The organism is Actinophytocola algeriensis (genome assembly GCF_014203735.1).
In the GTDB taxonomy this organism is placed as follows: Bacteria; Actinomycetota; Actinomycetes; order Mycobacteriales; family Pseudonocardiaceae; genus Actinophytocola; species Actinophytocola algeriensis.
This window is the reverse complement of sequence record NZ_JACHJQ010000006.1, coordinates 143,084-164,575: the sequence shown is the minus strand read 5'-3', so window position 1 is coordinate 164,575 and position 21,492 is coordinate 143,084. Positions and strand designations below refer to the sequence as shown.

11 protein-coding genes are annotated in these 21,492 nt (G+C 73.8%); 10 read left to right on the top strand and 1 reads right to left on the bottom strand.

The window, feature by feature from the left end; genetic code table 11:
* Positions 1-24: 24 nt before the first annotated feature.
* Genes FHR82_RS27885 through FHR82_RS27860 form a run of 6 tightly spaced genes read left to right on the top strand, consistent with a single transcriptional unit; the run spans position 25 to position 13,842 of the window.
* Positions 25-6,441: a type I polyketide synthase gene (locus tag FHR82_RS27885; protein ID WP_184813532.1), complete on the top strand. Its 6,417-nt coding sequence runs from the start codon at positions 25-27 to the stop codon at positions 6,439-6,441.
* Positions 6,438-10,733, top strand: a complete 4,296-nt coding sequence (locus FHR82_RS27880) for a beta-ketoacyl synthase N-terminal-like domain-containing protein (protein WP_311771316.1) — start codon at positions 6,438-6,440, stop codon at positions 10,731-10,733. The genes FHR82_RS27885 and FHR82_RS27880 overlap by 4 nt, the downstream gene beginning before the upstream one ends.
* Positions 10,733-11,035, top strand: a complete 303-nt coding sequence (locus FHR82_RS27875; RefSeq protein ID WP_184813531.1) for an acyl carrier protein — start codon at positions 10,733-10,735, stop codon at positions 11,033-11,035. The genes FHR82_RS27880 and FHR82_RS27875 overlap by 1 nt, the downstream gene beginning before the upstream one ends.
* Positions 11,032-11,832, top strand: coding sequence for an alpha/beta fold hydrolase (locus tag FHR82_RS27870; protein WP_184813530.1), 801 nt, complete (start codon positions 11,032-11,034; stop codon positions 11,830-11,832). The genes FHR82_RS27875 and FHR82_RS27870 overlap by 4 nt, the downstream gene beginning before the upstream one ends.
* Positions 11,829-13,004, top strand: coding sequence for a glycosyltransferase (locus FHR82_RS27865; RefSeq protein WP_184813529.1), 1,176 nt, complete (start codon positions 11,829-11,831; stop codon positions 13,002-13,004). Before FHR82_RS27870 ends, FHR82_RS27865 begins: the two co-directional genes overlap by 4 nt.
* A gap of 34 nt (positions 13,005-13,038) precedes the next feature.
* On the top strand, positions 13,039-13,842 hold the full coding sequence (locus tag FHR82_RS27860; protein ID WP_225943902.1) for an SGNH/GDSL hydrolase family protein: 804 nt from the start codon (positions 13,039-13,041) through the stop codon (positions 13,840-13,842).
* A gap of 114 nt (positions 13,843-13,956) precedes the next feature.
* Here the strand turns inward: FHR82_RS27860 and FHR82_RS27855 are convergent, their stop codons facing one another.
* A complete protein-coding gene (locus FHR82_RS27855; RefSeq protein ID WP_184813527.1) occupies positions 13,957-14,841 on the bottom strand; it encodes an MBL fold metallo-hydrolase in 885 nt (294 codons plus the stop codon).
* Between the two features lie 82 nt (positions 14,842-14,923).
* Here FHR82_RS27855 and FHR82_RS27850 point away from each other — a divergent pair, with 82 nt between their 5' ends.
* From FHR82_RS27850 to FHR82_RS27835, 4 genes are all read left to right on the top strand, one after another.
* Positions 14,924-15,760, top strand: coding sequence for a LysR family transcriptional regulator (locus FHR82_RS27850; RefSeq protein ID WP_184813526.1), 837 nt, complete (start codon positions 14,924-14,926; stop codon positions 15,758-15,760).
* A 101-nt stretch (positions 15,761-15,861) separates the two neighbouring features.
* The gene (locus tag FHR82_RS27845) at positions 15,862-18,168 is read left to right on the top strand and encodes an RCC1 domain-containing protein (protein ID WP_184813525.1); all 2,307 of its coding nucleotides are present in this window, start codon (positions 15,862-15,864) and stop codon (positions 18,166-18,168) included.
* A gap of 76 nt (positions 18,169-18,244) precedes the next feature.
* Positions 18,245-20,389, top strand: coding sequence for a DUF6351 family protein (locus FHR82_RS27840; protein ID WP_184813524.1), 2,145 nt, complete (start codon positions 18,245-18,247; stop codon positions 20,387-20,389).
* 130 nt (positions 20,390-20,519) lie between these two features.
* Positions 20,520-21,455 (top strand): PE-PPE domain-containing protein, encoded by a 936-nt coding sequence (locus FHR82_RS27835; protein WP_184813523.1) that lies wholly within the window; start codon positions 20,520-20,522, stop codon positions 21,453-21,455.
* The last annotated feature ends 37 nt before the right edge of the window (positions 21,456-21,492 follow it).

Below are 21,492 nucleotides of genomic sequence, written 5' to 3'. Positions count from 1 at the left end.
CCATCGTGCTTGTCGGGAGTGCTGATGCTTCACCGCGAGAACGACGTCACTTCCGCACGCGGGCTTGTCATCGTCGTCAACCCTGTGCACCAGCCATCACCCCGTCTCACCGCCGCCGCGACCGCCGCGGGCGCGCTCGGGGTGCTCGAACTCCCCGCCGGCGACGCCCGGCGGGCGGGTGAACTCCTCGACCGCACGGCCGCCTGGTCACCGCACCCGTTCGGGGTGCGGATCCGGCCCGGTGTGACGTTCGGCGAGCTGCCGGAGTCCGCGCACGTCGTCCTGCTCGCCGACCCCGGCCGCGCCGCCGCCGAGTTCCCCGGCCGGACCGTCCTCGCCGAGGTCGGCTCGGTCGCCGCCGCGCGGGCCGCGGTCGCCGCGGGCGCGGCCGGGCTGCTCGCCCGCGGCGCCGAATGCGGTGGTGTGACAGGGGAACTGGGCACGTTCGTGCTCCTGCAGCAGCTGCTCGCCGACCCCGGGATCGGCGTGCCGGTGTGGGCGTGGGGCGGCATCGGGCCGGACACCGCGGCCGCCGCGGTCGTCGGTGGCGCGGCCGGGGTCGTGCTCGACACCCAGTTCGCGCTGTACGCCGACGCCGGGCTCCCCACGGCCGCGACCGGCGCGCTCCGCGGCCTTGACGGGTCGGAAACCGAGGTGCGCCACGGGTTCCGGGTACTGCGGCGCGGGCGGGGCGACCTCCCGGCCGGGCAGGACGTCGGGCTCGCCACGTCGTTCGCGACCCGCTGGCCCTCGGTCGGCGCCGCCGTGCGCGGCATCCGGGCCGCGGTGCGTGCCGCGGTCGCCGACCAGGCACCCGCCGACGCGCTGACCACCGGCGGCCCGGCGCTGGGTACCGCGTTGCCCGTCGCGCAGGGGCCGATGACCCGCGTGAGCGACCAGCCCGCGTTCGCCGCCGCCGTCGCGGGCGAGGGCGGGCTGCCGTTCCTCGCGCTCGCACTGTCCACAGCGGACCAGACGCGCGACGTGCTCACCCGCACCAGGGAGCTGCTCGGCGACCGGCCGTGGGGCGTCGGCATCCTCGGGTTCGCGGCCGAGGAGATCCGCACCGCGCAGCTCGACGTGGTGCGGGAGCTGCGGCCGACCCACGCGATCATCGCGGGCGGCCGTCCCGCGCAGGCCGCCGCGCTGGAGGCCGACGGCATCACCACCTACCTGCACGTGCCGTCACCCGGGCTGCTGCGCCAGTTCCTCGCCGCCGGTGCGCGCCGGTTCGTGTTCGAGGGCGCCGAGTGCGGCGGGCACGTGGGGCCGCGCAACAGCTTTCCTCTCTGGCAGAGCCAGCTCGAGGTGGTTCGGGGGCACGTGGAAGAGGGAGGCACGCCGCCCGCGGTGCTGTTCGCGGGCGGCGTGCACGACGAGGTGTCCGTCGCGATGATCGCCGCGATGGCCGCGCCCCTCGTCCGTGCCGGCGTCGAGGTCGGGGTGCTCATGGGCACCGCGTACCTGTTCACCGAGGAGGCGGTCGCGTCCGGCGCGATCCGGCCGCTGTTCCAGCGCCAGGTCGTCGCCGCCGCGCGGACCGACCTGCTCGAGACCGCGCCGGGCCACGCGACCCGGTGCGTCCACAGCGGGTTCACCGCCGACTTCGCGCGCACGGCCGCCGCGCTGCGTGCGGACGGGGTGCCGGAGCGGGAGGTGTGGGAGCGGCTCGAACAGCTCAACATCGGGCGGCTTCGCGTGGCCAGCAAGGGTATCGAGCGCGTCGGCGACGAGCTGCGTGCGGTCGGCGAGGACCGGCAGGCCGCCGAGGGCATGTTCATGGCCGGTGAGGTCGCCGTGCTGCGGGATCGCGTCACGACGGTCGCCGCGCTGCACCGGTCGGTGACCGAGGGCGCGGCGGCGTTCTTCACCCGGCGGGCGGTGCAGCTGCGCGACGAACCGGCGGCCGAGCCGTCGCCAGAACCGTTGCGGATCGCGATCGTCGGTATGTCGGCCATGTTCCCCGGCGCCCCGGACCTCGCGACGTACTGGGCGAACGTGGTGGCGGGCACGGACTCCGTGACCGAGGTGCCCGCACACCGCTGGGACCCGTCCGTCTACTTCGGCAGCGGTGACGAGGCAGGTGATCGCACCCCGTCGAGGTGGGGCGGGTTCCTGCCGGAGATCCCGTTCGACCCGCTGAGCTACGGCATCCCGCCCGCCTCGTTGGCGCACATCGAGCCGGTGCAGCTCCTCGCGCTGGAGGCGGCGCGGCGTGCGCTCACGGACGCGGGGTACGCCGACGCCGCGCACGACCGCACGTCGGTGGTGTTCGGTGCGGAGGCGGGCAGCGACCTGTCGAACGCGACCACGTTGCGGACGGTGCTGCCCGGCTACCTCGGCTCGCTGCCGGACGGGCTCGCGGAGCAGCTGCCGGAGCTGACCGAGGACTCGTTCCCAGGCATGCTCGCGAACGTCATCGCGGGCCGGATCGCGAACCGGCTCAACCTGGGCGGCGCGAACTACACGGTCGACGCGGCGTGCGCGTCGTCGCTGACCGCGGTCGACGTGGCGTGCAAGGAGCTGACGGCCGCCACCAGCGACCTCGTGCTGTGCGGCGGCGCCGACCTGCACAACGGCATCAACGACTACCTGCTGTTCTCGTCGGTCCACGCGCTCTCCCCGTCCGGCCGCTCGGCCACGTTCGACGCGGCGGCGGACGGCATCGCGCTTGGCGAGGGCGTGGCGTGCGTGGTGCTGAAGCGACTGGCCGACGCCGAACGCGACGGCGACCGGATCTACGCGGTGATCGACGGCGTCGGCAGCGCGAGCGACGGCCGTGCGCTGGGCCTCACGGCGCCGCGGCCGGAGGGCCAGCGGGCCGCGCTGACCCGCGCCTACCGCAACGCGGGTGTGTCACCGGCGGAGGTGGGGCTGGTCGAGGCGCACGGCACCGGGACGGTCGTCGGCGACCGCACCGAACTGGCGACGCTGACCGACGTGTTCGGTGCCGCGGGTGCGTCGCCGGGTTCGTGCGCGCTGGGGTCGGTGAAGTCGCAGATCGGGCACACGAAGTGCGCGGCGGGGCTGGCCGGCCTGATCAAGGCGGCCCTCGCCGTCCACCACGGGGTGGTGCCGCCGACGAGGAACCTGACGTCGCCGAACGCGGCGTGGGGCCAGGACAGCCCGTTCGTGTTCCACACGTCGGCCAGTCCGTGGGTGGCCGAACCGGCGCGGCGGATCGCCGGGGTGAGCGCGTTCGGGTTCGGGGGCACCAACTTCCACGTGGTGTTGCGAGCGCACGCACAGGCACCCGCGGCGCACGCACTCGACGAGTGGCCCGCGGAGTTGTTCACGTTCCGCGGTCAGGACGACGACACCGCACGCCGGGCCGCCGAGGCGCTGCTGGGGCCGGCCGGGGACGGCGTGCGGCTGCGGGACCTGGCGGCGAGCGCGTCCCGGCGCAGCGACCTGGCGGCCGAACGCGGCGACCCGGTGCGGATCGCGGTGGTGGCGTCGTCACTGGCGGAGCTGACGGCTCTGCTCACGCGTGCGGCGGCGGGTGAGCACGACCCGGCGGCGGGGTTGTTCGTGCGGACGCCCGTCGGCGGTGGCGTCGCGTTCCTGTTCCCGGGGCAGGGGAGTCAGCGGCCGGGGATGCTGGCGGAGCTGTTCGTCGCGTTCCCGGAGCTGCACCGGCACCTGGATGCGCGGTGGGCCGGGGCGCTGTACCCGCCGACGGCGTTCGACGCGGACACGGCCGCCGCACAGCAGGCCCGGGTGACGGACACGGCGGTGGCCCAGCCCGTGCTGGGGATGGTGGAACTGGCGGCGGCGGAGGTGCTGGCGGGGCTGGGCATCCGCCCGGACGCGGTGGCGGGCCACAGCTACGGCGAACTGGTGGCGTTGACGGTGGCGGGCGCGCTGGACCCCGCCGACCTGCCCGCGGCGAGCGCGGCCCGCGCGTCGGCGATCCTGGCGGCGGTCCGCGACGGCGACCCGGGCACGATGGCCGCGGTCACCGCCGACGAAGCGACGATCGGGTCCCTTCTCCACGATCTCCCCGTTGTTCTCGCCAACCTCAACTCCCCTCAGCAGACCGTCATCTCCGGGTCGGGCGCGGCGGTCGCCGCGGCGGTGGAGGCGTTGCGGGCCGCCGGGTTGACGGCCAGGCCGATCCCCGTCGCGTGTGCGTTCCACAGTCCGCTCGTCGCAGGGGCCGGTGCCGTGTTCGCCGAGACGCTGGCCGGGCTCGACGTGCGGCCGCCCGAGCTGACGGTGTGGTCGAACCGGACCGCGGCGCCCTATCCCGCTGACGTGCGGGCCGAGCTGGCCGCCCAGATCGGTGCGCCCGTGCGGTTCGCCGACCAGGTCGGTGCCATGTACGACGCAGGCATTCGCACCTTCGTCGAGGTCGGTCCCGGTCGCGTGCTGAGCGGGCTGGTCCTGGCCACCCTCGGCGACCGTCCACACAAGACAGTCGCGCTGGAGGAGCGGCCCGGGCTCGCGGGGCTGCTGACCGCCGTCGCCCGGCTCGCCGTGGCCGGGGTGGACCTGCGGACCGGGCCGCTGTTCGCGGGCCGGGACGTGCGTGATCCGAACGTGGTGCCGCTGCCCGATCCGCCGGCCTGGACGGTCGACGGGCAGCTGGTCCGCCGGGTGGACGGTGCGGTCGTTCCCGGTGCTCTGCAACCTGCCCGTCGAGTCCCGGAGTTGGTCATGTCGCAACAGTCGTCCGACGCCCTCGTCGCCGAGTTCCTCCGCAGCAGCCGCGAGCTGGTCGCCGCGCAGCGGGACGTGCTGATGAGCTACCTCGGCGGCGCGCAGGTACCGGCGCCGGCACCGGTGCCGGCGCCCGCTCTCGCACCGTCTCCCGTGGTGGTACCCGAGCCCGTCGAGGAGTCCGTGCTGGACACCGTGCTCGCGGTGATCGCGGAGCGGACCGGTTACCCCGCCGAGATGATCGATCCCCAGTTGGATCTGGAGGCGGACCTGAGCATCGACTCCATCAAGCGGACGGAGATCGCGGGAGAGCTGGCCGCACGTCTCGGGTTGGCGGCCGGGGACGTGGAGTCGTTCGGTGCCGCCCGCACCGCCGCCGCCATCGTCGCTCTGCTCGACGGGCCGCAGGAGGAGGGCGACGGCTCGGTCGTCGCGCCGGAGCGGCTCGAACTGGTCGCCGAGGAGGTGCCGGCCACGGACGACGCACTGCCCGAGGACACCACCGTCACCGTGCTCCGCGACGGACCGGCTGTCGAACTCGCCGACGCGCTGCGAACTGCGGGAGCCACCGTCAACGACACCGCCGACACGGTCGTCTACCTCGCCGGTGACGAGCCGCTGCCCGAGGCGTTCCCGCTCTTCCAGCAGGTGCTCGCCCGCGGACCGAAGCGGCTGCTCGGCGTCCAGGCACCCGGCGCACCCACCGGGCTCCGCGGCTTCTTCCGGTCGGTCGCCCGCGAGTACCCGGACACCACCGTGACCCTCGTCGAGACCGCCGACCCGGCCACCGCGATCGTCGCGGAACTCGCCGCACCCACCGGCGAACCCGTTGTCCTGCATGACAAAGCCAGGGCCGTCCTGCGCCTGCGGCCTGTCGGGCTCGGCACCCTCGGTGCCACCGGCGCGGGACCGGCCGGCGACGGTGCCGCCGAAGCGCGGGCCGCCGGGCTCGGCCGCGACTCCGTCGTCCTCCTCGTCGGCGGCGCCCGCGGCATCACCGCCCGGTTCGCCCGCACCCTCGCCGCGGCCGCGCGGTGCCGGATCGAGCTGGTCGGCCGCACGCCCCAGCCGGCCGACCCCACCACCGGCACCCGCGACGAACTGCGGAAGGCCTTCATCGACGCGGGCATGACCGCACCGGCCGAGATCGAGCGGGCCGTCGCCGCCGCGCTCGCCGGGCAGGAGGTCGCGGGCACGATCGCGACTCTCGAAGAACTCGGCAGCGAGGTGCGCTACCACTGCGTCGACGTGCGCGACGCGGAAGCCCTGCGTGCCACCGTCAAACGGGTCCACGCCGACCACGGCCGGCTCGACGGCGTCGTCTACGCCGCCGGGATCATCGAGGACAAGCTCGTCGCCGACAAGACCGTCGAGTCGTTCCGCCGGGTCTTCGGCACCAAAGTGGACGGTGCGGCGACACTCCTCGACACGGTCGGCACACTCCAGGAAGGCCGGCCGAGGTTCGCGGTCCTGTTCGGCAGCATCGCCGCCGCGCTCGGCAACCGCGGCCAGTCCGACTACGCCGCCGCCAACGACGCGCTCGAGGCACTCGGCCGCCGCTGGTCCACCCCGGACCGCCGCGGGCTGACCGTCCACTGGGGACCGTGGGCGGCCGGGGAGACCAACGGTGGCATGGTGACGCCGGAGCTGATGCGCTCCTACGTCGCGCGCGGCATCAAGCTCATCGACCCCGACGAGGGACCGCTCGCGCTGCTGCGGGAACTCGCCTGGGGCGCACCGGACACGCACGCGGTCGTGTACACCGCGTCAGGCTGGTGACCGCCGTGACACCGGTCGCGATCGTCGGGATGTCGGTGCTCTTCCCGGGGGCGCCGGACCTCGACACCTACTGGCGCAACATCGTCGATGGCGTCGACGCCATCCGTGAGGTCCCCGGCGACCGGTGGGACGCCGAGTACTACCCGGACCGGGTCTACTGCCGCCGTGGCGGGTTCGTCGACGCGGCGGTCGACGTCACCCGGTTCGGCATCATGCCCAACTCGGTCCCCGGCACCGAACCCGACCAGCTCATCGCCCTGCAGGTCGCGGCCGCCGCCATCGCCGACGCGGGCGGCGCGCTGCCCGCGGACCGGCAGCGCGCGGGCATCATCCTCGGTCGCGGCGGCTACCTCACCCCCGGGCTCGTCCGCCTCGACCAGCAGGTCCGCACCGCGAGCCAGGTCGTCCGCACGCTGCGGGAACTCGTGCCGGACCTCACGGAGGCCCAGCTCGACCGGGTCCGCGACGCCTTCGACGATCACGCCAGCCCCGAGTCCGCCATCGGCCTCGTGCCCAACCTCGCCGCGTCCCGCGTGGCGAACCGGCTCGACCTGCGCGGCCCCGCGTACACGGTGGACGCCGCGTGCGCGTCGTCGCTGGTCGCCGTGGACCACGCGGTGCGGGAGCTGGACTCCGGGCGCTGCGACGTGGTCCTCGCGGGCGGAGTGCACCACTGCCACGACATCACGCTGTGGAGCGTCTTCTCCCGCCTCGGCGCGCTGTCCCGCAGCGAACGGATCCGGCCGCTGCACCGCGACGCCGACGGCGTGCTCATCGGCGAGGGCACCGGCGTCGTGGTCCTGAAACGGCTCAGCGACGCCGAACGCGACGGTGACCGGGTGTACGCGGTCATCGCGGGCACCGGCGTGGCGAGCGACGGGCGCACCGCGAGCCTCGTCAACCCCGACCCCGGCGGCCAGGTGCGCGCGGTGCGGCAGGCGTGGGCCGCCGCCGGGCTCGACCCGGCCGCACCGGACTCGATCGGCCTCCTCGAAGCCCACGGCACCGCCACCCCCGCCGGTGACGCCGCGGAACTCCGCACGATCGCCGAGGTGTTCGGACCGGCGACCGGCGAGCGCGCCGCGATCGGGTCGGTCAAGTCCATGATCGGCCACACCATGCCCGCCGCCGGGGTCGCGGGACTGGTCAAGGCCGCGTTGGCGCTGTACCACGGAGTGCTCCCCCCGACCCTGCACTGCGAGGACCCCAACCCGGCGCTGGCCGCCACCCGGTTCTCGGTTCTCGCCACCGCTCGCCCGTGGCCCGCGGGCGCACCTCGCCGCGCTGGGGTCAACGCGTTCGGGTTCGGCGGCGTGAACGCGCACGTCGTGCTCGACGCGCCCGCCCGGCGACCGGCCGTCGTGACCGAACCGGAGCGGGTGCTGCGGCTCGCGGCCCCCGACCGCGGCACGCTCGCCGCGCTGCTCGACGAGTCCGACACCGACGTGCTCGCCGCCGGACTCGACGAACGCACGACGGTCACCGACCCGGTGCGGCTCGGCGTCGTCGACCCGACCCCGCGCCGCCTGGCACTGGCACGCAAGGCGGTCGCGAAGGGCACCCCGTGGCGCGGCCGGGGCGACGTGTGGTTCAGCCCCGCGCCACTGGGCGGGCGGATCGCGTTCCTGTTCCCGGGGCTGGAAGCGGAGTTCGAGCCGAACGTCGACGGGCTCGCGGCCGCGTTCGGTCTGCCATGGGGCGTGGGCGGGAGCGGCGGTGTGGTCGGTGACGTCGGCAGGCACGGGCGTGCGGTGTTCCAGCTCGGCCGGGTCCTCGACACCGCGTTGCGGCGCCTGGGGATCGTGCCCGACGCGGTCGCCGGGCACAGCGTCGGCGAGTGGACAGCCATGGCGTGCGGCGGCCTCCACCGCACCGAGGAGGTCGACGCGTTCCTGGCCGGGTTCGACCCGGACGCGCTGCGGGTGCCCGGTGTCGTGTTCGCCGCGCTCGGCGTGCCGGCCGACACGGTACTGGCGGAACTGGGGGACCGCACGGATGTCGTGCTGTCCCACGACAACGCGCCGAACCAGTCGATGGTGTGCGGGCCGCAGGACGCCGTCGAGGCACTCGTGACCACCCTGCGCGGGCGCGGGGTGCTCGGGCAGGTCCTGCCGTTCCGGTCCGGCTTCCACACCCCGATGCTCGCGCCCTACGTCGGCCCGATCCGCGCCGCCGCGGAGCGGTACACGCTCCACCCGCCGACCACGCCGGTCTGGTCGGCGACCACCGCGTCGCCGTACCCCCCGGAGCCATGGGCGGTACGGGACCTGTTCGTGCGGCACCTCCTCGAACCGGTGCGGTTCCGGCAGCTCGCGGAAGCCATGCACGACGCGGGTTTCCGCGTGTTCGTCCAGCTCGGCGCCGGTCAGCTGGGTTCGCTGGTCGGCGACACGCTCGCGGGCCGGGACCACCTCGTCGTCGCGGCCCACGCGGCCGCGCGGGACTGCCTCGCGCAGCTGCGCAGGGTGGTCACCGCGCTGTGGGTGGACGGCGCCGCGCCCGACCTCGAGCCGCTGCCCGGTGCCCGGCACGCCCGTCCCACCGCTCCCGTGGGACGGAGCCAGGGCGTGCGGCTCGATCTCGGTGGCGCCCTGGTGTCGCTGCCCGCCCATGAACGGGGAGCGTGCACCGTGCCGGTGCGCCCCGAACCCGTCCCGGCCGAGTCCGCGCTCGGCGTGCTCGGCCGGGCGGGTGCCCGCTACCCGGTGGCCGCCGAGCTGTCGGCCCTGTTGCTGGACACCGCGTCCGTGGCGGCGGAGCTGATCACGGCCGTACCGGCGCAGCGGGCGCGGCAACATGCGCCGGAGCGGCCGAGCGTGCTGCGGGTCGACGTCGCGACCATGCCGTACCTGCTGGACCACTGCTTCTTCCGGCAGCGCCCCGGCTGGCCCGACGACCGCGACCGGTGGCCGATCGTGCCTGCCACCACCGTCCTCACCCACCTCGCGGACCTCGCCACCGCCCCCGGCACGGTCGCGGTCGCCCTGCACGACGCGCGCATGACGAAGTGGATCGAGGCCATCCCCGCCACCGACCTCCCGGTCCACACCCGGACCGCGGGTCCCGGCCGCACCGAGGTCACCCTCGGCGACCGCGCCGGCGCCGTCGTCGAGACCGCGGCCGGCTATCCGGAGCCACCGCCACCGTGGCGGTTCGATCCGTCGACCGAGCGGGTGCCGGAGCTGAGGGCCGAGCAGCTGTACGACGAGCGCTGGATGTTCCACGGACCCCGGTTCCAGGGCGTGCGGGAGCTGACGGCGATCGGCGCGCGGCACGTGCGGGCGCGGCTCGCCGCGCTGCCCGCGCCTGGTGCGCTGCTCGACAACGTGGGCCAGGTGCTCGGCTACTGGATCATGGCCACGCTCACCGAGCGCACCACCGTGTTCCCGGTCGGCCTGCGGCGGCTGCGGGTCTTCGGCCCCCAGCCAGGTCCGGACGCCACCCTCGAATGCCTCGTGCGGATCACCGAGGTCACGGACTCGACGCTCACCGCGGACATGCAGCTCGTGCACGACGGCCGGGTGTGGGCGGACCTGACCGGCTGGGCCGACCGCCGCTTCGACACCGACCCCGGCATCCGCGAGGTCGACCGGTACCCCGGCACGTTCACGCTGTCGTCGGTGCAATCCGGTGGCTGGGCGCTGGTCCGCGAACGCTGGCCCGACCTCGCCACCCGCGAGCTGATCATGCGCAACGTCCTCGGCGGTGCGGAACGGGAGACGTACGCGGCGCTGCCCCCTCGGCGCAGGCGGTCGTGGCTGCTCGGCCGGATCGCCGCGAAGGACGCCGTGCGGCAGGTCCTGTGGGCTGAGGCGGAGGGCGAGATCTTCCCCGCGGAGCTGGTGGTCGACAACGAGCCGTCCGGGCGGCCGGTCGTGCGCGGCGTGTACGGGCGCGACGTCGGCGACCTGACCGTGTCGATCGCGCACCGCGGCGAGTTCGGGGTCGCGATCGCGCGCAGGGGACCGTGCGGCGTCGACATCGAGGAGGTCGTCACCCGGCCGCGGTCGGCGGTCGAGGCGGCGTGTGCCGCCGAGGAACTGGCGGTGCTCGACGAATTGGCCGGCTCCTCGGGCACGGACCTGTGGTTCACCCGGTTCTGGGCGGCCAAGGAGGCGGTCGCGAAGGCGTGCGGGACCGGGCTGCGCGGTGACCCGCGGCGATTCCGGGTCGTCGCCGCCGCCACCGCGACCCTCACCGTCCAGTATGGACAGACGAGTTACCGGGCCGGGCTCGCGGAGGTGCCCGGCCACGTCGTGGCGTGGACCCTCGAACCTGAAGGAGACCAGTGATGACCACCGACCTGAGCACCGACCCGGCGGCCGTGCTCGCCGACATCGCAGGCATGTTGCGCACGGTCGGCGCCGACCTCGGCCTCGACGACGTCGAGATCACCCGCGCCACGACGTTCCACGACGACCTCGAGCTGGAGAGCATCGACCTCGTCGTGCTATCCGGCGCGCTGCGTTCGCACTACGGCGAGCGCGTCAACTTCGCCGAGTTCGTCGGCGCGCTGGAGCTGGACGAGATCATCGCGCTGACCGTCGGCAGGCTCGTCGACCACGTGGTCGCGTCACTGGCGGCGGCCGCATGACCGAGCGACTGCGCACCGGCGGCATCACCACGCACGCCGCGCGGCTCGGCGCCTGGCACGGTGACGGGCGGCCGCTGGTGGTGTTCGTGCACGGACTGCTCACCGACAGCCTGGCGAGCTACTACTTCACGCTGGGCCCGGCGTTCGCGACGGCGGGCATGGACGTGCTGATGTACGACCTGCGCGGCCACGGCCGCACCGACCGCCCCGCGACCGGGTACCGCCTGGAGGACTTCGTCGACGACCTGGCGGCGCTGCTCGACGCGCTGGGCGAGACGCGGCCCGCGCACGTGGTCGGCAACTCGTTCGGCGGCACGGTCGCGACCGCGTTCTCCGCCTGGCACCCGGCCAGGGTCGCGACGGTGACGATGATCGAGGCCGAGCCACCGGTCGCCGTGTGGACCGGGCACATGGCCGAGGGCCTGGCCGACGCGAAGACGCGACTGGCGCGGGCGGAGGCGTTCGGCTGGATCTCGGCCAACTACGGCGCCCACACCGCGCGACTGTCCACAGTGGCACACCGGATCTTCGAGTCGACCACCCTCGCCGAGGACGTCCCGGCGAGCCGCGTGATCGCCGACGACCTCGGTGCGCTGACCCGGCCCCTGCTGGCGTTGTTCGGCGACGAGTCGGGGCTGGCGGAGCAGGTGCCGGACCTGGCGGCGAAGGTGGCGCGGTGCCGGACGGTGGTGCTGCCGGACCAGGGGCACTCGGTGCTGGTGGAACGTCCCCAGGAGACGAGGGACCTGATCCTGGCGTGGGTGCACGAACACACGCTGGCGGAGGCCGCGCCGTGAGCCGCTTCCTGATCACCGTGCCGCCGCTCGTCGGGCACGTCAACCCGCTCGTCGGGGTCGCGGCCGAGCTGCGGAACCGGGGCCACGACGTCGCCTGGGCCGGGCTGCCCGACCTGGTCCACCGCCTCGCCGGGAGCGACCAGCGCGTCTTCGCGTGCGCCATGCCGGACCGCGGGCTCGCCAGGTCACCCGAGCTCACCGGCCCGGCCGCGTTCCGGTTCCTCTGGGACGAGTTCCTCCTCCCGCTCGCCATCACCATGGCACCCGGTGTGACGCACGCGCTCGACACCTTCACCCCCGACGTCGTGCTCACCGACCAGCACGCCGTCGCCGGAGCCCTTGCGGCGGAACGGTTCGGCGTGCCGCACGTGACCTCGTCGACCACCTCGGCCGAACTGGTCGACCCGCTCGCCGGGCTGCCCAAGGTGGCGGCGTGGCTCACCGGCAGGCTCGCCGCGCTGCGGGACGGACCAGGCGGCACGAGCGACCCGCGGTTCTCCCCGCACGGCGTGCTCGCGTTCACCGCCCGCGAGCTGGTGGGCGAGACCGGCCCCGGCATCCACGTCCTCGGCCCCGCGATCGCGCCGCGCCGCACCGAGCCCGACTTCCCCTGGCAGGACATCGACCTGGACCGCGCGGTCGTGCTCGTCACCCTCGGCACCGCGAACACCGATGCGGGCACCCGCTTCCTCACCGAGGCCGCCGCCGCGCTGCACCTGCTCGCCGACCGCGTCCAGGGCGTCATCGCCGACCCAGGGCACGTGCTCGCCGACGTGCCGCTGCCCGCCGGGACCATCGTGCGCGAGTACGTGCCGCAGCTCGCCCTGCTGTCCGAAGTGGACGCGGTGGTGTCGCACGGCGGGCACGGCACCGTCTGCGAGTCCCTGTGGCACGGCGTGCCGTTGGTGCTCGCGCCGATCCGGGACGACCAGCCGATCGTCGCCGGGCAGGTCGTCGACGCGGGGGCCGGCGTGCGGGTGCGGTTCGGCCGTGTCGACGCGCCCCGGCTCGCCGCCGCCGTCGACGCGGTGCTCGACCCGGCCACCGGTCACCACGCGGCCGCCGCGGCGATCGGCCGCCGCCTGCGTACCGGCGACGCCGTGCGCGCCGCGGCCGACTTCCTCGCCGCCACAGCGGTTCCCCGACGTCGGGGCGCGTCCGCGTCCCGGTGACCCATCCCTGCTACTACGGAGTGGTGCCATGCGCATGACCAGATTCGCCCTGCCCGCGTTACTCGCCGCCGCCGTGTCGGCGACCGTGCTGGCCGCGCCCGCGTCGGCGGCCGCGGGCAAGTACGTCGCACTCGGCGACTCCTACGCCGTGGCGCCGGGCACCTACACCTACGACGACCCCAGCGAGCAGGACCCGTGCCGCCGCGGCCCGCTCACCTACCCCCGGCTGTGGGCGGCGGCGCACCCGGACGTCGCGTTCACCGAGGCGTCCTGCTCCGGCGCGACCGCGCAGGAGATGCTCGCGCAGCAGGTGCCGCAGCTGACCGCCGACACCACGCTCGTGACGGTGCAGGTCGGCGGCAACGACGTCGGGTTCGTCGCCGTGCTGCAGAACTGCATCCTCACGCTCGACGACCAGGACTGCATCGACGGTGTCGAGCAGGCGAAGGCCGCCGCGACCGGGGTACTGCCCGCCGCGCTCGGCCAGCTGTACGGCGCGGTCCGCGCGGCGGCGCCCTCGGCGCGGGTCGTGGTGGTCGGCTACCCGCGGCTGTACACGATCGGCGGCGACTGCGGCATCATCGGACTGAGCGACCGGGAACGCACCGCGCTGAACTCGGCGGCGGACACCCTCGCGGACGTGATCTCCACGCAGGCAGGCGCGGCCGGGTTCACCTACCTCGACGCGCGCCCGGTGTTCGACCCGCACACCCTCTGCTCCGGCAACGACGAGTGGGTGACCACCCTGGAGTGGGAGAAGCTCAACGAGTCCTACCACCCGAACGCGGCAGGCCACCGCGACGGCTACCTCGCCGCGCTGACCGCGCTCACGGGCTGACGCGAGCCCGGTGCCGTGGTTGACGGCCACGGCACCGGGCACGGCGTACCGGCGAGGAGGCCCGTCCGGCGAGGACAAAGCACCCCGTGCGGAACGCCCGGCGAGGAATGTCACCTACGCGTGCTCGGCGCACAGACACCGAACGCCGTGCTCGATCCACTCGCGACCTTCCCAATCCGGGTGGCGAGCGAGCATCGCGGCGCGGACCTCCGCGACGATCGTGTCCTCAGGCATGGCCGAGTCGCGGCGCCGCCACGTCTCGTCGCGCAGTGCCGCCAGGTAGTCGTGGACGTCGGTCAGCAGACCCGCGTCGCCGATGTCGCCGTGCCCCGGCACCACCACCGAGGGCCGCTGCCCGGCGAGCCGCGCCATGACCGCGAGCCAGCGGGTGCCGGACACGTCGGTGTCGTGCGGCGGGAACCACGGGAAGATCGCGAACTGGCCTGCCTCCACGAGGTCACCGGTGAACATCACCCCCGCGTCCGGCACCGTGACCACCTGGTCGCCGTTGCTGTGCGCCCGGCCGGTCGCCCGCAGGCGCACGACCCGGCCACCGAGGTCCAGGTCGTGCTCCCGGTCGTAGACGACGTCGGGTGCCGGCAGCCGGACACCGGCGAGGCGCCGGGCGACGGCCTCGCCGAGGCCGGTGAACATGTGCAGGTAGCCAGGCCCCTTGTGCGTCAGGTCGGCGGCCTGCGCGCGGTTGACCAGGTACGTCGCCGCCCCGGCGAACACGTGTGCGCCGAACGCGTGCTCGGGGTGGAAGTGGGTGCTCGTGACGTAGAGCCTGCGCCCGCGCGCGAACTCGGTCGCGAACCGCAGCACGGTCTCCGCGTTCTCCGTGCCCATGCCGGTGTCGACCACCAGCACCGCCTCCGCGCCGCCGACCAGCCCGATGTTCGGCACCAGCGGCACCCGCCGGTCGGGGATGACGACCAGGTCCCCGGCGAGTTCCCGCACCTGCTCGACCCGGACGACCGGATCCGCGATCTCGTTCATGAGCACAGCTCATCGCGGCCGTCGGGCCACCGTCCAACACCGATCACGCATCCCCGATACCGCGCGCGTATCGTCGCAGGTGATGGACCTGCGCACGCTCCGCTACTTCGTCGCGGTCGCCGACGAGCTGCACTTCGGCCGGGCCGCGGCCCGCCTGCACATGACGCAGCCACCGCTGTCCAGGGCCATCAAACAGCTCGAGACCGACCTCGGTGCCGTGCTGCTGAACCGGTCACCCACGGGCGTCACGCTCACCCCCGCGGGCGCCGCACTCCACGACGAGGCCCGCGCGCTGCTGGCGCAGGCCGACCAGGTGCGCGCGAAGGTCACGGCCGCCACCACCCTCACGATCGGCACCCTCGCCGACAGCGTCGAACAGGCCGGCTCGCGGCTGGTCGCCGTGTTCCGGGAGCGGCACCCCGGCGTGCACGTCCGGATCCGCGAGACCGACCTGGCCGACCCGACCGCCGGCCTGCGGTCCGGCCTCGCCGACGTGGTGTTCACCCGCACCCCGTTCGGCGACACCGGCATGACCGCGCACATCCTGCGCACAGACCCGGTCGGTGTCGTCCTCCGCGCCGACGACCCGCTCGCCGCCCGCGCGGTGCTCGATCCCGGCGAACTGGCGGACCGCCGCTGGTTCCGCCTGCCGGCGGGGACCGACCCCGTGTGGTGCGCCTACTGGGCGGGACCGGGGCGCGAGGGACCGGTGGTCCGCACGGTGCACGAGTGCATGCAAGCCGTGCTGTGGAACGGAACCGTGGGTGTCGCGCCGCTCGGCCACCCGCTGCCCGACGGCCTCACCGCGGTGCCGTTGCGGGGCAAACCGCCGTGCCACCTCGTCGTCGCGTGGCAGACCTCGGACCCGAGCCCACTGGTCCGCTCCTTCGCGGATCTGGTCACCAGCGCACCGCGGTGAGGCGGTGCCCGGGCTCCCGGCCGGCGGGTGCCGGATGTCGGTGGGTGTGGCTACGCTGCTGCCGTCACTGGGGTCGGGGGATCTCCTGGGGAAGGAAAGTCATGCGGTCCTTCATGTCAGCCGCGCTGACCGTCGTGCTGGCCGCCGCAACGCTGGCGGTGGCCGCCACACCCGCGCGGGCCGCCACTCCGGCACCGGCGGCTGTGTCCTCGGCACCCGCCGCCGACGAACAAGGGTCGGCGTTCACGCCGCTGTCGCCGGTGCGTGTGCTCGACACCCGCTCCGGTACCGGCGGAGTCACCGGGCCCGTCGGGGCCGCGCAGACGATCGCGCTGAACCTGTCGGCCAGGGTGCCGTCCAACGCGACCGCCGTGGTGCTGAACGTGACGGCCGTGGCGCCCACGGCGGCGACCTACGTGACCGTCTTCCCGCACGGGCAGGCCCGGCCGGTCGCGTCCAACCTCAACGTGGTCGCCGGTGACGTCCGGCCGAACCTCGTGACCGTGGCGCTGGGCACCGGGCGAACCGTCGACCTGTACAACCACGCCGGCGACGTCCACCTGCTGGCCGACCTCGCCGGCTACTACGCACCCGGCGCGGGCGCCCTCTACACCGCGACGTTGCCGAGCCGCAGGCTCGACACCCGGCAGCAGGGCGGTCCGCTCGGTCCCGGCGGCACCCGCGTGCTCGACCTGACCGGCGCGGTGCCCCCCGGCGCGACCGCCGTGACCCTCAACCTGACCGCGACCGACGCGACGGCGTCGACCTTCGTCACGGCGTGGCCGACCGGGACCACGCGGCCGACCGCGTCGAACGTGAACCTGGGTGCGGGTGGCACCCGGCCGAACCTGGTGACCGTCGCTCTCGGTGCGGGTGACCAGGTGAGCCTGTACAACCTCGCCGGTCAGGTGAACCTGGTCATCGACAGGGTCGGGTTCTACACACCGGCGTTCGGCGCCACGTTCGTGCCGCTGTCGCCGAGCAGGGTGCTGGACACCCGCAACGGCTCCGGTCCGGTCCACGCTGGCTATCCCGTCGTCGTCGACCCGGGCCCCCGGGTGCCCGCAGGCGCCACCGCGGTCCTGATGAACCTCACCGGGGTCGGCGCCACCGGCTCGACGTACGTGTCGGTCTGGTCGGGTGAGGGCACCCCGGGCTCGGTCGGGTCCGTCCTGAACCTCGCCGCCGGTGAGACCGCCGCCAACCTCGCCGCGGTCGCGCTCAGCCCGGTCCGGCCGGTCACCGTGCACAACTTCTGGGGCAGCGTGCACGTGCTCGCCGACCTCGCGGGCGCGTTCGTCCTGCCGCCCGCGACGTGCACGACCGACTGCCTGTACACCTGGGGCGACAACGAGAGCTGGCAACTGGGCCGGGGGCCGCGCGTCCCGTCGTCACCCACCGCCGCGCCGGTGACCGAGGTGTCCGGGGTCGCCGCCGTCGCGGGCGGCGCGGTCGACCGCTACGCCCTGCACACCGACGGCACGGTCTCGGCGTGGGGCACCAACTTCTACGGCCAGCTGGGCGGCGGCTGGTCCGGCGACTGGTCACAGGCACCCACCCGGATACCGGGCCTGACCGGGGTCACCGCACTCGCCGCGGGTGCCTTCCACGGGCTCGCCCTGCTCGACGACGGCACGGTGCGGGGCTGGGGCGTCATGTTCGACAGCGCGCTGGGCCCCCGCGGCAACACACCGGTGCCGATCAACGGGCTCACCGGGATCACCGCGGTCGCGACCACCACGTTCACCTCGTACGCGCTGCGGTCCGACGGCACGGTCGTGGCGTGGGGGAGCAACCAGGAAGGGCTCCTCGGCGACGGTTCCACCGTGGAGAAGTCGGACACACTGGTCCAGGTCGCCGGGCTGACCGACGTCACCGCGATCGGCGCCAACGGCTACACCGCGTACGCCCTGCGGTCCGACGGCACGGTGTGGGCGTGGGGCCTTGGCGACCAGGGACAACTCGGCACCGGCGTCACCTGTGGTGTGGCCCCGTGCCACTCCCGGGTGCCGGTGCGGGTGGCCGGCCTGTCCGGCGTCACGGCACTGACGAGCGCGGCGTCCGCCGCGTACGCGCTGCACGCCGACGGCTCCGTCTCGGCCTGGGGTTCGAACGACCAGGGCCAACTCGGCAACGGCGTGTTCTGCAACGCGTGCTACTCCTCGACTCCGGTGCGGGTCACCGGCCTGTCGGACGTGACGGCACTCGCCGCCGGGTGGGCCACCGGTTACGCGTTGCGTGCCGACGGCACGGTCTGGGCGTGGGGTGGGGACGAGGACAGCGGGCTGGGTGCGGGCGGCACGTGCACGCAGCCGACCGGGTGCCGCGCGACGGTGCCAGTGCGGGTGGCCGGGCTCACCGGCGTCACCGCGATCGGCCCGGGTGCCGCGGTGGTGCCGTTCACATAGGAAATCCTTGACCGGCGTCGTTGATTGTTCGTAAGTTGCTTACGGGTGATCAACGACGCCGTGAGCGAGGAAACCCGTGTCGCAGAACAAGGTCGTCAAGCGTTTCCTGGCCCGGGTGTTCGTCGCCGCGCTCGTCGTCCTGCTGCTGCCGCAGGTAGCGGCCGCCGCACCCGGCGGCCGTCTCGGCGTCACGGTCCTGTCCGGCAGAGCGGACACCGTCACCGGCGGGGACGCGCTGCTGCGGGTGTCGGTCCCGGCCGGGACGCACCGCGTGCGGGTTCTGCGTGACGGCACGGACGTCACCGACCGCTTCCGGTGGGACCCCGCGACGTGGACGCTGACCGGTCTGGTCGACGGCTTTCGCCTGGGGCGCAACACGATCGTCGCCCGCGCGCCGGGTGCCGCGGCCGCCGTGCTGCCGATCGTGAACCACCCCGTCGAGGGACCGGTGTTCTCCGGGCCGCACCAGCGGCCGTTCGTGTGCGAGACCGAGGACTTCGAACTGCCCGTGCTCGGCGACGACCTCGGCGCGCCGCTGGACGCCGACTGCTCCATCGCCACCAGGGCCGACCACTTCTACCGCACCACCCGCGGCGCCTACGCCCCGTGGCCCGCGGACGCAGGCGACTACCCGGACGACCTCGCGACCACCACCACGTCGGCCGGTGCCACGGTGCCGTTCATCGTGCGCATGGAGACCGGGACGGTGAACCGCGGGATCTACCAGCACGCGGTGCTCCACGACCCGCTCGCCGAACCGGAACCGACGCCGTTCGCCCGGCCGTCCGGGTGGAACGGGCGGGTGATCTACACGCTCGGCGGCGGCTGCACCGGTGGCTGGTACCGGCAGGGCGACACGACGGGCGGCGTGACCGACAGTTTCATGCTGGGCAAGGGTTTCGCGGTCGTGTCGTCGTCGCTGAACGTGTTCGGCATGAACTGCCAGGACCTGACCGCGGCCGAGACCGCGATGATGGTCAAGGAACGGTTCGTCGAACGGTACGGCCCGGTCCGGCACACGATCGGTTACGGCTGCTCCGGCGGTTCGTACCAGGCGCACCAGATCGCCGACAACTACCCGGGGATCTTCGACGGCATCATCCCGGCGTGCTCGTTCCCCGAGGTCGGTTTCGCGACGGTGTACATGATCACCGACGCCTGGCTGCTGCACACCTACCTGAGCGGCGCCGACGGCTGGACGGCGGAGCAGAAGCGCGCGGTCACCGGGTTCGTCACCTACGCCACCGCCCCGAACGTCGCGCAGGGCGCGCGCCGCATCGACCCGCGGGTGTTCTGCGGCGCGCTGCCGGAAGACCAGCGATACGACCCGGAGGACAACCCGGACGGCGCGCGCTGCGACGTGTACGACCACGCGGTGAACGTCTACGGCACCGACCTGGCGACGGGGTTCGCACGCAGGCCGCTGGACAACGTCGGCGTCCAGTACGGACTGGCGGCGCTGCGAGACGGAACCATTGCGGTGCGACAGTTCCTGGACCTGAACGCGGGCGTCGGCGGCTTCGACGCGGACGCGAACATCGTGCCGAGGCGAACCAGGGCCGACCTGACCGCGGCCCGCACCGCGTACCGGACCGGCAGGCTGACCAACGGTGGCGGCGGCCTGGCGGACATCCCGATCATCGACTACCGCGCCTACCACGACGACCAGGCAGGCGGTGACATCCACGTCCGCTACCACAGCCTCTCCATGCAGGCACGGCTCGAGAAGGCCAACGGCACGGCGGCGAACCGGGTGAGCCTCCTCGAGGACGCCCGGTACGGCCTGCTGGGCACGAACAGCCCACTCGTGCGGCACGCGATCACGCAGATGGACCGCTGGCTGACCGCGCTGGCCGAGGACGAGTCAGCCGCACCGCGCATCGACAAGGTCGTCCGCGCGAAACCGGCGGAGCTGCGCGAAGGCTGCATGACGAGAACCACCACCCCGGAGTTCGTGGCGGAGCCCTTGGACCGGAACCCGGCGAGCACGTGCGAACGCCTGTACCCGTCGGGCTCCTTCCCCCGAGAGGTAGCGGGCGCGGACATCGCCGCGGACGTGATCAAGTGCCAGGTGGCACCCCCGGAGCGCGCGAGCTACGGCGTCCCGTTCACCGACGCGGAATGGGCCCGGCTGACGGAGATCTTCCCGACGGGTGTGTGCGACTTCCGCAGGCCGGGGGTGGAACAGCAGGGCCTCGCCGGCACGTGGCTGCGCTTCTGACCGGGCGCACCGGGCCGTCGGCGTGGCCTGTTTGCGCAGTGGCGCATCTGAGCCACCCCGAACGCACTGACTCTCCGGGCTCTCCTTGGCACGATCAGTGACGAATCAGTCGCTACCAGGAGGGACCCACATGGTGCGAAGGCTAGGCACGCTGGCCGTAGCGCTGGCCGCGGTGGCCGTCGCCGTCACGGTGCCGTCGGCAACGGCGTCGTCGTCGCCGGCGGCGGCGTGCCCCGGCACCGCGGTCTTCGAGACGGACGGGTACGGGAACGGCGAGTCACTCGCCAACTGGAACCGGTCCGGCTTCAACGCGAACCCACCCGCAGGCTGGCAGATCATCCAGGTCCCGTACTTCGCCGGCGTGTTCCCCATCGTGGACCGCCTCGCACTGGACGCGTCGGTGGCGGAGGGAACCGCGAAACTGGACCGCGCGGTGCGCGACTTCCACGCGGCATGCCCGGGCGCCCGGCTGGTGTTGGCGGGCTACTCGGAGGGCGCGGTGGTAGCGGGTGACGTGCTGCAAAGACTGGCCGGGGAATCAGCGATCCCACACGGCTTGCTGAACGGCGTCCTGTACGGCAACCCACGCAGGCCCTTCGGCGACGGCGGCCTCGGCGGCATAGCGGGCGGCATAGAGACCAACGTGCCCACCATCCTGCCCGGCGTGACAATGCACGGCGGCCAGTCCTACGGAGACCTGGCAGTACGCAACATCTGCAACGAGAACGACGGCATCTGCAACTCCACCAACATGATCACGAACCTGGCAGCCTTCGCGAACGGCCTGGTCGGCTACGCCAGCGGTGACCACGGCTACGACCTCAACCCCGCCCGGGACCTGGGCAACGGCCTGGTGCTGCACCGCCAGCCCCCGCGCGTCGGTTACGGCCCCCCACTGCCGATCCCGCTCGGCACCCCGTGGCAGATCCAGCAACTACTGGGCGGCAACGCGGGCCGAGCAGAACTGGTGGCGGCTCGCAACGGCCTGGCCGCACTGGTCCCCCAACCGGTACTGGACCACCTGGCGAACACGTCACCGTGGTTCAAGCTGATCCAGGCCGCGTAGTTGCCTCCGGCGGCTCCTCGCCGGAGGCAGGTCTCTG

Bases quoted from the DNA above. Each gene is read 5' to 3' on its own strand.
- FHR82_RS27885 (WP_184813532.1), top strand. From the start codon at position 25: ATGCTTCACCGCGAGAACGACGTCACTTCCGCACGCGGGCTTGTCATC.
- FHR82_RS27875 (WP_184813531.1), top strand. From the start codon at position 10,733: ATGACCACCGACCTGAGCACCGACCCGGCGGCCGTGCTCGCCGACATC.
- FHR82_RS27870 (WP_184813530.1), top strand. From the start codon at position 11,032: ATGACCGAGCGACTGCGCACCGGCGGCATCACCACGCACGCCGCGCGG.
- FHR82_RS27860 (WP_225943902.1), top strand. From the start codon at position 13,039: ATGACCAGATTCGCCCTGCCCGCGTTACTCGCCGCCGCCGTGTCGGCG.
- FHR82_RS27855 (WP_184813527.1), bottom strand. From the start codon at position 14,841: ATGAACGAGATCGCGGATCCGGTCGTCCGGGTCGAGCAGGTGCGGGAA.
- FHR82_RS27850 (WP_184813526.1), top strand. From the start codon at position 14,924: ATGGACCTGCGCACGCTCCGCTACTTCGTCGCGGTCGCCGACGAGCTG.
- FHR82_RS27845 (WP_184813525.1), top strand. From the start codon at position 15,862: ATGCGGTCCTTCATGTCAGCCGCGCTGACCGTCGTGCTGGCCGCCGCA.
- FHR82_RS27835 (WP_184813523.1), top strand. From the start codon at position 20,520: ATGGTGCGAAGGCTAGGCACGCTGGCCGTAGCGCTGGCCGCGGTGGCC.